The organism is Aminobacter aganoensis (assembly GCF_014206975.1).
Taxonomy (GTDB): Bacteria; Pseudomonadota; Alphaproteobacteria; order Rhizobiales; family Rhizobiaceae; genus Aminobacter; species Aminobacter aganoensis.
The window spans coordinates 88,851-101,091 of the sequence record NZ_JACHOU010000015.1; the positions used below are offsets into that span (position 1 = coordinate 88,851).

At 64.5% G+C, this 12,241-nt stretch carries 14 protein-coding genes; 10 read left to right on the forward strand and 4 right to left on the reverse strand.

Annotated features, from left to right (window positions below; all coding sequences use genetic code 11):
• Positions 1 to 84: 84 nt before the first annotated feature.
• The 5 genes from GGR00_RS21905 to GGR00_RS21925 all read left to right on the forward strand — a co-directional run bounded on the left by GGR00_RS21905 (position 85) and on the right by GGR00_RS21925 (position 3,972).
• Complete coding sequence (locus tag GGR00_RS21905; RefSeq protein WP_184701154.1) at positions 85 to 999, forward strand: ABC transporter substrate-binding protein; 915 nt, start codon at positions 85 to 87, stop codon at positions 997 to 999.
• Positions 1,000 to 1,133: 134 nt separating this feature from the next.
• Positions 1,134 to 1,739, forward strand: coding sequence for a 3-isopropylmalate dehydratase small subunit (gene leuD / locus GGR00_RS21910; protein ID WP_055972985.1), 606 nt, complete (start codon positions 1,134 to 1,136; stop codon positions 1,737 to 1,739).
• A gap of 192 nt (positions 1,740 to 1,931) precedes the next feature.
• The gene (locus GGR00_RS21915) at positions 1,932 to 2,762 is read left to right on the forward strand and encodes a hypothetical protein (protein WP_184701155.1); all 831 of its coding nucleotides are present in this window, start codon (positions 1,932 to 1,934) and stop codon (positions 2,760 to 2,762) included.
• Positions 2,763 to 2,772: 10 nt separating this feature from the next.
• Positions 2,773 to 3,153 carry a RidA family protein gene (locus GGR00_RS21920; RefSeq protein ID WP_184701157.1) on the forward strand — a complete coding sequence of 127 codons (381 nt, stop codon included), beginning with the start codon at positions 2,773 to 2,775 and terminating at the stop codon, positions 3,151 to 3,153.
• A gap of 15 nt (positions 3,154 to 3,168) precedes the next feature.
• Entirely contained in the window at positions 3,169 to 3,972 is an 804-nt protein-coding gene (locus GGR00_RS21925; protein ID WP_184701159.1) for an endonuclease/exonuclease/phosphatase family protein, read from the forward strand.
• 65 nt (positions 3,973 to 4,037) lie between these two features.
• Here GGR00_RS21925 and GGR00_RS21930 read toward each other — a convergent pair whose 3' ends face one another.
• Entirely contained in the window at positions 4,038 to 4,226 is a 189-nt protein-coding gene (locus tag GGR00_RS21930; RefSeq protein ID WP_184701161.1) for a hypothetical protein, read from the reverse strand.
• 140 nt (positions 4,227 to 4,366) lie between these two features.
• Between GGR00_RS21930 and leuB the strand changes: the two genes are divergently transcribed.
• A complete protein-coding gene (gene leuB / locus GGR00_RS21935; RefSeq protein WP_055972998.1) occupies positions 4,367 to 5,470 on the forward strand; it encodes a 3-isopropylmalate dehydrogenase in 1,104 nt (367 codons plus the stop codon).
• Positions 5,471 to 5,576: 106 nt separating this feature from the next.
• Here the strand turns inward: leuB and GGR00_RS21940 are convergent, their stop codons facing one another.
• Complete coding sequence (locus tag GGR00_RS21940) at positions 5,577 to 6,269, reverse strand: DUF805 domain-containing protein (protein ID WP_184701163.1); 693 nt, start codon at positions 6,267 to 6,269, stop codon at positions 5,577 to 5,579.
• A 282-nt stretch (positions 6,270 to 6,551) separates the two neighbouring features.
• On the opposite strand from GGR00_RS21940, the gene GGR00_RS21945 reads away from it, so the two are divergent.
• A complete protein-coding gene (locus GGR00_RS21945; RefSeq protein ID WP_184701196.1) occupies positions 6,552 to 8,456 on the forward strand; it encodes an ABC transporter ATP-binding protein/permease in 1,905 nt (634 codons plus the stop codon).
• Between the two features lie 7 nt (positions 8,457 to 8,463).
• Here GGR00_RS21945 and GGR00_RS21950 read toward each other — a convergent pair whose 3' ends face one another.
• Positions 8,464 to 8,925 carry a hypothetical protein gene (locus GGR00_RS21950; protein WP_055973007.1) on the reverse strand — a complete coding sequence of 154 codons (462 nt, stop codon included), beginning with the start codon at positions 8,923 to 8,925 and terminating at the stop codon, positions 8,464 to 8,466.
• Positions 8,926 to 8,938: 13 nt separating this feature from the next.
• Positions 8,939 to 9,325 carry a DUF6152 family protein gene (locus GGR00_RS21955; RefSeq protein WP_055973009.1) on the reverse strand — a complete coding sequence of 129 codons (387 nt, stop codon included), beginning with the start codon at positions 9,323 to 9,325 and terminating at the stop codon, positions 8,939 to 8,941.
• A 145-nt stretch (positions 9,326 to 9,470) separates the two neighbouring features.
• Between GGR00_RS21955 and GGR00_RS28530 the strand changes: the two genes are divergently transcribed.
• From GGR00_RS28530 to GGR00_RS21965, 3 genes are all read left to right on the forward strand, one after another.
• Positions 9,471 to 9,605, forward strand: coding sequence for a hypothetical protein (locus GGR00_RS28530; protein ID WP_280137933.1), 135 nt, complete (start codon positions 9,471 to 9,473; stop codon positions 9,603 to 9,605).
• Positions 9,606 to 9,714: 109 nt separating this feature from the next.
• Entirely contained in the window at positions 9,715 to 10,749 is a 1,035-nt protein-coding gene (locus GGR00_RS21960; RefSeq protein WP_055973012.1) for an aspartate-semialdehyde dehydrogenase, read from the forward strand.
• Positions 10,750 to 10,923: 174 nt separating this feature from the next.
• A complete protein-coding gene (locus tag GGR00_RS21965) occupies positions 10,924 to 12,171 on the forward strand; it encodes a glycosyltransferase (protein WP_184701164.1) in 1,248 nt (415 codons plus the stop codon).
• Positions 12,172 to 12,241: the final 70 nt, after the last annotated feature.

The window sequence follows — 12,241 nt, forward strand, 5'->3', positions numbered from 1 at the left end:
GCCTTAATATGAGCTTGACAGTCAGGGTTTGATCTGACCCTTTGCCAAACCTTCTCGCCTCCGTCAAGTTTTGGAGCCTTAGCCATGAAGCTCTTCGTCAAAGCCGTTTTCGCTGCGGCGCTCGCCGCTTTCAGCCTCAACCAAGCCCTTGCCCACGAGGTCAAGCACGCCATGGGTGTCACCGACGTGCCGGAGAACCCGCAGCGCATCGTCGTGCTGACCAATGAGGGCACCGAGGCGGTGCTGGCGCTGGGCTTCAAGCCGGTCGGCGCCGTGCGCTCCTGGACCGGCTCGCCCTGGTACAAGCACATCGCCGGCAAGATGGACGGCGTCGAAGTGGTGGGCGAGGAGTCGGCGGTCAATCTCGAACTGATCGCCGGCCTGCAGCCCGACCTCATCCTCGGCAACAAGACGCGCCAGGAAAAGATCTACGACCAGCTCTCGGCGATCGCGCCGACGGTCATGTCGGAGCGCCTGCGCGGCGACTGGAAGGTGAATTTCGCGCTTTACGCCGATGCGCTCGGCAAGAAGGCCGAGGGCGACGCGCAGCTCAAGGCGTTCGACGACAAGGCGGCCAAGCTCGGCGAAGCGCTCGGCGAGAGGAAGGCGGAAAAGGTGTCGCTGATCCGCTTCATGCCGGGCCTGACCCGTATCTATTACAAGGACACCTTCCCCGGCATGATCTTCAGCCAGATCGGCATCCAGCGGCCCGCCATACAGGACAAGCCGGGCTTCGCCGACGACGTCACCAAGGAACGCATTCCCGAGTTCGACGGCGACCGCCTGTTCTACTTCGTCTACGAGACCGGCAACGGCAAGGCAAGCAAGCAATCTGAGGAGTGGCTGGCCGAGCCGCTGTGGCAGAACCTGCCGGTGGTCGAGGCCGGCAAGGCGGTGGCGGTAGACGACGCGGTGTGGAACACCGCCGGCGGCGTGATCGCGGCCAATCTCCTGCTCGACGACGTCGCCCGCGTCTATGGCGTGACGCCGGCGAAATAGTCGGCACCTGCCATCGCGCGGTATCGCATGATGCCGCGCGGCTTTCCCCAGCGTCGAAACGCTTTGATTCCCGTCCAAGCTTGTGTAAAGCGGGGCAAGCCAAAATCCCCGCAACAGCCAGACGGGCAAAAGCCATGGAAAAATTCACCAAGCTCACGGGCGTCGCCGCCCCCCTGCCGATCGTCAATGTCGACACCGACATGATCATCCCCAAGGATTATCTCAAGACGATCAAGCGCACCGGGCTCGGCAAGGGGCTTTTCGCCGAGATGCGCTTTAACGAGGACGGCTCGGAGAATCCCGATTTCGTGCTCAACAAGCCGGCCTATCGCAAGGCCGAGATCCTCGTCGCCGGCGACAATTTCGGCTGCGGCTCGAGCCGCGAGCACGCGCCATGGGCCCTGCTCGACTTCGGCATCCGCTGCGTCATCTCGACGTCGTTTGCCGACATCTTCTACAACAACTGCTTCAAGAACGGCATCCTGCCGATCACCGTCAGCCAGGAGAACCTGGACAAGCTGATGGATGACGCCGAGCGCGGCGCCAACGCCACCGTGTCGGTCGATCTCGAAGCCAAGGAAATCCGCGGCCCCGACGGCGGCGTGGTCACCTTCGACCTCGACGACTTCCGCCGCCACTGCCTGCTCAACGGCCTCGACGACATCGGCCTGACCATGGAGAAGGCGTCGTCGATCGACAGCTACGAAAAGAAGGCTGCCGAGAACCGCCCCTGGGCCTGAGCCCTCGACGCCTTTAGCCTGTGATTTTTCAAAGCCCCGTCCCGATGGAAATCGAGGCGGGGCTTTTTGCTGGAACAATCGGCTTCGGCTGACAGGCCTGGCGCGCCATGCCATGGTCGCGCTTCGGGATTCGGAGCGAGCTCGGACATCGGCCGCTCCGTGACATCGCAAGCCGATCTCCAGGAGCAGACCATGAAATCTTCCGCCCTCGTTGCAGCCTTCGCGCTGGCGCTGACCGCCTCGACTTCGGCGCTCGCCCAGGACGACGGCCCGCAGACGATCCCCTTCGAAGGCGGCAACTTCACCATCGTCGAGAACGCCAACGGCGAAAAGGTCGTCGCCTATGACGGCAAGGAAATCGCCAGGAACTATGTCGCCTTCCACGACAGCACGGTCGACCTCAATGGCACCAAGGTGGCGATCTTCGACGTCGGCGATGGCGGCAATGCCTGCGGTCCCGAGACGGTGCTTGCCTGGAAGACCAATGCCGGCATCCAGTCGACCGTTGTCGGCGACGGCGAATGCGGCACCCCGCCCGCGGCGGTGACCGGCGGCACGCTCTACTTCGTGCCCTGGCTGCTTCCCGGCACCAAGGCACCGGTGCGCAAATGGTCGCCGGCAACTGGCCTGGAGGTGGCCGGCGAACTCAGCTACACGCCGCAGCCCGGCACGACCTGGGCCAGCCTCGAGGTCGAAAACATCACCTATCCAGTCGATTTCTTCGACAATGCCGACATCTACCAGTTGGCAAGCACCATGCTCGGCGACCAGCTCGAAGGCGTGGCGCTCGGCCTCTCGGTATCGAGCGGCCCCGAAAAGACCGCCTCTGGCATGGCCTTCGCCACCGGCTGCGTGCCCCATGCCTGCGGCATCAACGATTCCTTCATCGGCGTCGATGCCCAGGGCAAGAAGCTGTACTTCGCCAAGCAGAGCGACACGCCGGAGCCGCGGACATGGCCGGTGCTGGCAGACTGGCCGGCCGAGATGAAGGACGCCATGACCAAGTCGCTTGTAACTGAATAGGAGAAACAGGATGCGCAAGCTGATTTCGACAGGATCGCCCTTCGAGAAGACCGCGGGTTACTCGCGCGCGGTGGTCCAGGGAGAGTGGTGCTTCGTCTCGGGCACCACCGGCTATGACTACGCCACCATAACCATGCCCGACAGCGTGGAGGCACAGACGCGCAACTGCCTGGCGACCATCGCCAAGGCGCTCAAGGACGGCGGCTTCGACATGACCGACGTGGTGCGCGCGCACTACTACATCACCGACCAGGCCCATGTGGACCTGGTGTTCCCGATCCTCGGCGAGACCTTCGGCGACATCCGCCCGGCAGCGACGATGATCGTCTGCCAGCTCAACAAGCCGGAAATGAAGATCGAGATCGAGGTCACTGCGCTGAAGCGCACCTGACATCGGAGGGGTCGTTTGCGCATCCTATCGCTGAACGGCTGGGGCGGCAGGCTCGGCGAGCAGTTGGTCAGTTACATAAGCGCCGCCGACCCGGATGTCTTTTGCCTTCAGGAAGCGACCGGCACGCCTGGGTCAACTTCACCTTGGCTGGTCTATCGCGACGGAGGCGGCGAGCTCTTGCAGCGGGCCAACCTCTTCGCGGAGGTGGCGAGGGCTCTGCCAGGGCACCAGGCCTTCTTCTGCCCGGCCGCGCGCGGCCCGCTGTTTGACGGTGACCAAGCTATCCCCTCCGAATGGGGGCTGGCGACCTTCGTCCGCCGCTCGCTTCCAATTGTCGGCCAGGTGCAGGGCTTCATCCACGGCGCCTTTTCGGCCAACGGCTTCGGCGACCATCCGCGCTCGCGCAACGCCCATGCCGTCAGGCTGCACGACCATGCCACCGGGCGAACGACGGTCGTCGTCCATCTCCACGGCCTGCGCGAACTCAACGGCAAGGGCGACACGCCCGCCCGCGATGCGCAGACGACAAGGCTAATCGAACTGATCGGCAGGCTGCGCCAGGAGGGCGACGGGCTGGTCGTCTGCGGCGATTTCAACGTGCTGCCGGACAGCCGGATGCTTGCGGCGTTGAGCGACATCGGGCTGACGGAGCTGGTGACACGGCACGGCTTCACCGACACGCGGACGTCCTTCTACAGCAAGGCACCACGCTATGCCGACTACATGCTGGTCAGCGACGATATCGACGTGTGCCGCTTCGAGGTGGTGGAAGAACCGGAGGTCTCAGACCATCGGGCGCTGTTGCTGGAGATCGGATAGAGGCAGTCGGCCCTCGACACGGTCACTTCTTGTCCTTGAGAGCCCAGTCGGCTTCCGGTGACCAATCATTGCGCATGGCGCCGAGATCGCCCTCCCAACCCAAGCCGCGCAATTTCGTCCAGGGCCGCCTTCTGCTCAGCAATGGTGGCCACGGTTTGCAGGTCGGTTTCCACCGTCGCCTTCTTTGCTGACCGGCTGGTCGCTCTCGTCGCTTTCATCATCGCGTTGTCGTCGATCCGGATGGTCGGACGCATGGAGTAATCATGTGCCCGGATCAGCAAAACGTAGCTGCAAGCGTCCAGCGATTCAAGAAATCCGAGCCTTTCCCGCTTGCACCGGCGCCCCGCCAAGGCTAGCAAGACCGCGGTTCACGCATCTTTCGGAAAGGCTTTCCATGGCGACGCGCAATCTTCTTCTCCTCCCCGGCGACGGTATCGGCCCAGAGGCCATGGCCGAGGTCCGCAAGCTGATTGCGGCCATGAACGACAAGCTCGGCAGCGGCTTCGCCACCGAAGAAGGCCTCGTCGGCGGCTCGGCCTACGACGCCCACGGCCAGGCGATCTCCGATGCCGACATGGCCAAGGCGATGGCCGCGGACGCCGTGCTGTTCGGCGCCGTCGGCGGCCCGAAGTGGGATGCCGTGCCTTACGAGGTGCGCCCCGAAGCCGGCCTCTTGCGCCTGCGCAAGGACATGGAGCTGTTCGCCAACCTGCGCCCGGCGATCTGCTATCCGGCGCTCGCCTCTTCGTCCTCGCTCCGCCAGGAAGTCGTCGAGGGCCTCGACATCCTGATCGTGCGCGAGCTGACCGGCGGCGTCTATTTCGGCGAGCCCAAGCAGATCATCGACCTCGGCAACGGCCAGAAGCGCGGCATCGACACGCAGGTCTACGACACCTTCGAGATCGAGCGCATCTCGGGCGTCGCCTTCGAATTGGCGCGCACCCGCCAGAACCGCGTGACGTCGATGGAAAAGCGCAACGTCATGAAGTCGGGCGTGCTGTGGAACGAGGTGGTGACCGCCACCCACAAGGCCAAATACGCCGACGTCAAGCTCGACCACATGCTGGCCGACGCCGGCGGCATGCAGCTGGTGCGCTGGCCCAAGCAGTTCGACGTCATCGTCACCGACAACCTGTTCGGCGACATGCTGTCGGACGTCGCCGCGATGCTGACCGGCTCGCTCGGCATGCTGCCCTCGGCCTCGCTCGGCGCACCCGATGCACTGACCGGCAAGCGCAAGGCGCTTTACGAGCCGGTGCACGGCTCGGCGCCCGACATCGCCGGCCAGGGCATCGCCAACCCGATCGCCATGATTGCGTCCTTCGCCATGTGCCTGCGCTACTCGTTCAACATGGTGGCCGAAGCCGACAGGCTGGAGGCGGCCATTGCCGCGGTGCTCGACGACGGCCTGCGCACCAAGGACATCATGTCCGAGGGCAAGACCGAAGTCGGCACGACCCAGATGGGCGACGCCATCATCGCAAAGTTCTTCGCGTAACACCTGATTGACACCCATTGCGTGCGGCGCCCGAGGGGCGCCGCTTTGCATTCGTGTCGCGGGAAGTGATGAGCTGCTTCCAGCCTTCTTCGGGAATGACCCTAGTCTAGGCGGTCGGGACGTGAGGCGCTGGAACCTTCACCCCTGCTGGCACCGGCCCCCATTTGTTGTCGCTCTTCTGCGACGGCAGCAGCGAAAACACCAACAGGCTGAGCCCGCCGACGTAAGGTAGCAGGATCAGCAGGCAGAACCATCCGGACAGGCCGAGGTCGTGGATCCGGCGAACGGTCATGGCGATGCAGGGCAACAGCGCCGCCAGCACGAACAGGCCGGGCAAGGCCAAGCCGGCGATAGGCTCCTCCAGCCCGGCACCGAGCGACCCGTCGATGGCAAAGCCCACGGTCGAAAGCACGACGACCGAAATCGCCCAGAACAGGTAGAAACCCCAATATTCCTTGCGCCGGGCGCGACCCCTGAAATTGGCGTAGCTTTCAGTCAATGCGCGCCGGAAATAACTCCACAGGCCGGTCGAGGACGATATGGGTTCGAGGGCGAAGCGGCCGAAATGTTGCGGCACGGTCGCTGCCACCGGCTCAGGCGAAGCGGTGGCGGACGCGGCGCGAATGACGAACACCTCGCGCGCCTGGCCGCCGCTCGGCTGGAACTCGACCGGAACGCCCTTGCTCGCCGTCACCGCGTGCCTCAGATCCTCGCGGGCGAAGGTGTAGCGGTTGCCATCGGCTCCGTCGATGAAACCGAAGCCCTGGGCCTCGTCATAGTGCAGAACGTCCCCGCGCATCCGCCGCCCTCGTGATTGAAGCCAAGAGTGTTCCAATCCCGGCTGCGCCGCAAGCACGGCGAGGGTCGCAGCAAACAGTTGCCCTGCAGCAACGCTCGCGATGCATTGATAAGCCGGTAACCACATGTTGACTGTGAAATGTTCAACTCATGTTACCCTTCAACAGCAAATGGGCACTGGGGCAGGAAAACAGTGATTCGGGTCGACAGACCTCGATATCCATCGGTGAACAGATGGCGTCGCGGCGCCGCAAGGCCGCCTCCCCTGACGCCGGTTTCGGCGATGCGCAACTTCTGGGGCCTGATGCGGGCCTACTGGTTGTCGGAGCGCTGGAAGGAAGCCTGGGGGCTGACGCTGGTGATAGCCCTCCTCACCGCACTTTCCAGCAAGGCCAGCGTCTGGATGGCCGAAGCCTCCGGTGAGTTGGTCAACTCAATTGCCTTCTTCCACGACCCGACGAACCTGACGCCGCTGGCGTCTCTGCTTACCAGTGCCGGCACGCTGCTTCTTCTCGTGCTGATCAAGGATGCGGGCTTTACCGGCATCCGCCATCTCTTCTCCACCACATTGCACCGAAAGTGGCGAGGCTGGCTCAACAGCCGCTTCAACGCCGCGCTGCTCGACGGCAACCACACCCATTTCCATGTCCAGCACGGCGGCGTCGACGATGCGGGTGTCGGCACCCCGCCCCCCGACAACATCGACCAGCGCGTCCAGGATTCGATCAAGGGCATGACCGGCGGCGCGATCGGCCTGGCCATGGGCGTGATGAGCGTTGCCGCCTCTCTGTTCTTCGTCGGTCAGAAGCTGCTGGAAACCTCGACCTCGGTGCGCGGGCTGGAATTTCTCGGCAACTACGGCAGCTTCATCCTGGCGCTCGGCGCGGTCGCCGCCTATGTCCCGCTCAACACCTACATCGCCATCAAGCTGGGCGGACTGATGGAACGGCTGAGCATCAGGATGCAGCAGGCCGAAGGCAGCTACCGCGGCGAGCTCACCACCTTCCTGCGCCGCAGCTTCCACGTCGCGGCCTCGCGCGGCGAAAGCGTGCAGCGGTCGATGCACGACCGGCTCTATCTCGACATCGACAAGACGTGGGGACGGCTCAACACGGTCAATGCCGGCTACATGTCGTTCGAGCTGATCTACAACTTCGTCGCCGCCCGCTTCGTCGCCTATGGTCCTGGCCTGCTGCCCTACATGCACGGCCAGATCAACCTGAAGGGCTACATCACCGGCGCCGAGCTGGTGAACTCGCTGATCAGCCAGTGCTCGTGGTTCATCCACGTCATGCCGGCGATCGCCACGCTGAAGGCCAACAGCCAGCGCGTCATCAACCTTGCCAAGGCCATAGAGAACGTCCAGCGGCCACAGGAATTCTACGGCCTCACCGGCCATTCCGATTTCAGCCATGGCGGCCAGAACGCGATCTTCGGCCTGACCGTGCGCAATCTCGAACTGATGCACCGGGGCAGCGACGCAACGCCGTTCCTGACGGTATCGAACCTGCGTTTCCGCCGCGGCGAGTGGACCTTCGTGCGCGGCGAATCCGGCTGCGGCAAGACATCGCTGGTCAAGGCGATCAACGGGCTGTGGCCATATGGCCGAGGTACCGTCATCCATCCCGATGGCGTGAAATCCTTCTACGCCACGCAGGACGTCAAGCTGCCGCAGGTGTCGCTGAAGCAGCTGGTCTGCCTGCCGGGCAGCGCCGACGAGCATTCGGAGGCCCGCGTTGCGGTCGCCCTGCACAAGGCCGGCCTCGGCGATTTCATCGAGCATCTCGGCGAGGAGATGCGCGAGGGCAAGATCTGGGACCAGGTGCTTTCGGGCGGGCAAAAGCAGAAGCTGGTCGTGGCCCGCATCCTCCTGCTCCAGCCCGGCCTGCTGTTCCTTGACGAGGCCGCCTCCGCGCTCGACCCGGAAGCAAAGATCGCCTTCCACCAGGCGATCAAGGACAACTGCCCCGATGCCACCGTGATCAGCATCATGCACGAGACCACCCCGCCGAAATCGGCGATGGGGCAGGAGTTCTACGACAGCGTCGTAACCATCGCCGACGGCGTCGCCACCAAGCAGGCGCATGTCGGCCTGCCCGTCGAGCTCACCGAGCTCCTGGCGCAACCCTTGCCCGCCGAGGAGTGGCCGCCGCTGCGCTTCCCCCGGATCAAGCTGAAGGAGAAGTAACAGCTGCTCACTGGAACCCGATGAAGCGGCCGCACAGCAGGACGGCAGACCACAACATGACGGAGATTGCGGCAAGCGCGCGTGAAGCCACCCGACGGCCGTTCGCGCCACGCCCCTTGTCGACAGCGGCGAAGACCGCGAAATTGGCGCCGGCAAGCACGATAAGGGCCATCTTGGCGAGAAACACCGGCATCTGCGCATAGTACGACGCGCGCACCGAAAACAGCACGAGGCCGCTCAGCACGGCCAGCGCGAAAGCCGAGAAGGCAAGCCGCCGCAGCAGTGCCACGAAGGGGCGCTCCGGCAGGGCGCGGAAGGCGCCGAGGATGCGCAGGTCCATAAGCGCAACCGACGTGAGCAAGGCGCCTATGGCGGCGATATGGACCGCATTGACCACCGGGTAGGCGAAATACGAGGTCTTGAGCAGCTTGACGGCGTCGAGCTGTTCGATGGCCTGCAGCGGCTCCACGCCCGGGGTCCGCTCAGCTCGGCGGCACGCGATCCGAATAGACATCGTAGGTCTTTCCGTTGACGACGATCCGGACCGCCTTCATGCGTTTTTCGGTTTCGTCACGCGAGCGGTTTCCGATCGCGGTGACCTCGTCGCCTTTTTGCGCGACCTCGTCGCTGAAGCCCGCCGCGATCGTTCGCGCCGGCGGGGCGAGCTCGACGCGCCAGATGTCGCCCTCGACATCGACGTCGAGCGTGGCATGCGGATTGCCGATATAGATTTCGGCGATGACGCCCTTGAGCTCGAAAAAGCCGTCCTGGGTCCAGGACCAGCCGTGATGGGCGAGTGCCGGCAGCGAGAACATGGCGGCCGCAGCCAGCGTGGCAGCGATGGGGACGCGTTTCGACAGGATTTCCATGGGGCTCCTCCGTCAATCGATCCACGGCGGAGCCTAGGCGGCAGGCGACAAAGGTCAAATCACAAGCGCCGGAGGCCGACAGCCGCACCCCGATTGACTCTCCACGCAAACCGGCTAAAAGCGGCGGCGAACAGGGAACCCTCCGATGCGCGGCCTCTTGATGGCGCTTTTCGCATTCGACTTCCCCGGCCACGATGCCAACCATCGTGCCGGGCGCGCAGCCGCGTCCCTGCTTTCGACCAAAACCATGGCCAAAACCACCACCACCAAAACGGTGTGATTTCCCTTGGCCTGCTCACCCTCTCCCGGGTCCGGCCCGGGGGATGAAGCCCGCAACGGCCAGCGGGTTTTCTCCAGAAGCGAGCGGAGAGGGACAGGAGATTTTCGATATGGGTTTCAAGGTTGCAGTCGTCGGCGCCACGGGCAATGTCGGCCGGGAAATGCTCAACATCCTCGAAGAACGCGGCTTTCCGGTCGATGAGGTCGTGGCACTGGCCTCGCGCCGCTCGCTCGGCACCGAAGTGTCGTTCGGCGACAAGACGCTGAAGGCCAAGGTTCTCGACACTTACGACTTCTCCGACACCGACATCTGCCTGATGTCGGCCGGCGGCAACATTTCCAAGGAATGGTCGCCCAGGATCGGCAAGCAGGGCTGCGTCGTCATCGATAACTCGTCGGCCTTCCGCTACGACCAGGACGTGCCGCTGATCGTGCCGGAAGTGAACCCCGACGCCATTGCCGGCTTCTCGAAGAAGAACATCATCGCAAATCCGAACTGCTCGACCGCCCAGCTGGTCGTCGCACTCAAGCCGCTGCATGACGCCGCCACGATCAAGCGCGTCGTCGTCGCCACCTACCAGTCCGTTTCGGGCGCCGGCAAGGAAGGCATGGACGAGCTGTTCACCCAGACGCGCGCCGTCTTCGTCGCCGATCCGGTCGAAGCCAAGAAGTTCACCAAGCGCATCGCCTTCAACGTCATCCCGCACATCGACGTCTTCATGGAGGACGGCTACACCAAGGAAGAGTGGAAGGTGATGGCCGAGACCAAGAAGATGCTCGACCCCAAGATCAAGCTGACCGCTACCGCCGTGCGCGTGCCGGTGTTCATCGGCCACTCGGAAGCCGTCAACATCGAGTTCGAAAAGCCGATCACCGCCGACGAGGCACGCGACATCCTGCGCGAGGCGCCGGGCTGCCTGGTCATCGACAAGCGTGAGGATGGCGGCTACGCTACCCCGCTCGACTCGGCCGGCGAAGACGCAACCTACATCTCGCGCATCCGCGAGGATTCGACCGTCGACAACGGTCTGTCGATGTGGATCGTCTCCGACAATCTGCGCAAGGGCGCAGCCCTCAACACCGTGCAGATCGCCGAGCTCCTGGTCGAGCGCGGCCTGATCTCGCCGAAGAAGAAGGCGGCCTGAGGCCAGCCTCGGAAAAGTGCCGCGTCGGGCCGGGCCCGCGACGCGGCATGACATGATTTGATCCCGGGGCGTTCGCCGCCCCGGTATCGCCCCAAGCTTGATTCCGAAGTCGTCTCCGGTAGATTAACATTGCCTGAAGGGCGGTGCGGGCTGCAACGATCGGGATCTCCAGCCATGGCGCGTGACAGCCTGGACGGCGCGCAGCACAGCGCTGCGACAGCCGCTACCGACCGGGACCGCCCGCTCCGCATCCTCATGACCAATGCCGTCCTGACCGGCCGCAGCGGCACGGAAACCCTGGTCCGCGACATGGTGCTGGCTTTGCGCCGCCGCGGCCACTCGGTCGCCACCTTCGCACCGGTGACCGGCCCGGCAGCAGCCGAGATCCGCGCCACGGGCTCACCCGTGGTGACATCCCTGGCGACGCTCGGCGAAGTGCCCGACGTCATCCACGGCCACCACACGGGCCCAACGATCGCCGCCCTCGTGCGCTTTCCCGGCACGCCGGCGGTGTTTGCCTGCCATGACTTCGCCAGCCACCAGGATGCACCTCCCGTCCACCCCCGCATCAGGCGCTATCTCTATGTACGCAGCGTGCTGCGCGGGCGGCTCGTCGACGAAAATGGCCTGCCGCCGTCACGCGTCACCTGCTGGCCGAACACCATCGACCTCAATCGCGTCGGCCCCGCTGCGCCGGCTCCGGCGAAGCTGCGCACGGCGGCGATCTTCGCCCACCCGGGCGCCATCCCCTTCGCCGGCCTGATTGCCCAGGCCTGCGAACGACACGGCATCGACTTCCGCGGCGAACTGGTGACAAAGGCCGCCGACGATGTCGTCAAGCGCCTCGAGGGTGTCGACCTCATCTTCGCCAGCGGGCGAATGGCGCTCGAGGCGCTGGCCAGCGGCCGTGCCGTCATCAACGCCGACCGGTTCGGCATCGGCGGCCTGGTGACCATGCAACGGCTCGACGATTTTGCTGCCATCAATTTTGCCTATGGCGCGCTGTCCGAAGCAGCGTCACCGGAGTGCCTCGACCGCGAGATCGTCGCTTACCGGGCTGACGACGCGGCCGGCGTGACACGCCACGTCAGGCAAAACCTCAACAGCGACGAAGGCGCGCGGCAGCTCGAAGCGATCTATCGCGCGGTCCTTTCCGAGCGGGACTGGCCCCGGAAGCTCCCATCCGAGGAAGACCTGGCGCTGGCCGCGATCCTCGAGACATTCGTCCAGCAGAACCGCATCTTCGACACCCGCTTCGTCAAGCTGCGCGACGGCGTGGGACCAAGCGAGGAGTTTGGTTTCGCCATGGGCGAGCTCTCGGGCCAGGCCGCCGAACTGGCAACCGAGATTCGCAAACTTCGCCGCGGCGGCCCGCTTCGCAGCTTTTTCGCACTGCTGACGGGCAGGAACACGCGCCGCTGAACGCTGGCCGGCCCTATAAAGGGCGACAACCCGCATCCAACCGCCAAGTGACTGAATCTTTTCGACGAAA

Coding starts and splice junctions, on each gene's coding strand:
- GGR00_RS21905 (WP_184701154.1), top strand. CDS start 85: ATGAAGCTCTTCGTCAAAGCCGTTTTCGCTGCGGCGCTCGCCGCTTTC.
- leuD (WP_055972985.1), top strand. CDS start 1,134: ATGGAAAAATTCACCAAGCTCACGGGCGTCGCCGCCCCCCTGCCGATC.
- GGR00_RS21915 (WP_184701155.1), top strand. CDS start 1,932: ATGAAATCTTCCGCCCTCGTTGCAGCCTTCGCGCTGGCGCTGACCGCC.
- GGR00_RS21920 (WP_184701157.1), top strand. CDS start 2,773: ATGCGCAAGCTGATTTCGACAGGATCGCCCTTCGAGAAGACCGCGGGT.
- GGR00_RS21930 (WP_184701161.1), bottom strand. CDS start 4,226: ATGCGTCCGACCATCCGGATCGACGACAACGCGATGATGAAAGCGACG.
- leuB (WP_055972998.1), top strand. CDS start 4,367: ATGGCGACGCGCAATCTTCTTCTCCTCCCCGGCGACGGTATCGGCCCA.
- GGR00_RS21940 (WP_184701163.1), bottom strand. CDS start 6,269: ATGCGCGGGGACGTTCTGCACTATGACGAGGCCCAGGGCTTCGGTTTC.
- GGR00_RS21945 (WP_184701196.1), top strand. CDS start 6,552: ATGCGCAACTTCTGGGGCCTGATGCGGGCCTACTGGTTGTCGGAGCGC.
- GGR00_RS21955 (WP_055973009.1), bottom strand. CDS start 9,325: ATGGAAATCCTGTCGAAACGCGTCCCCATCGCTGCCACGCTGGCTGCG.
- GGR00_RS28530 (WP_280137933.1), top strand. CDS start 9,471: ATGCGCGGCCTCTTGATGGCGCTTTTCGCATTCGACTTCCCCGGCCAC.
- GGR00_RS21960 (WP_055973012.1), top strand. CDS start 9,715: ATGGGTTTCAAGGTTGCAGTCGTCGGCGCCACGGGCAATGTCGGCCGG.
- GGR00_RS21965 (WP_184701164.1), top strand. CDS start 10,924: ATGGCGCGTGACAGCCTGGACGGCGCGCAGCACAGCGCTGCGACAGCC.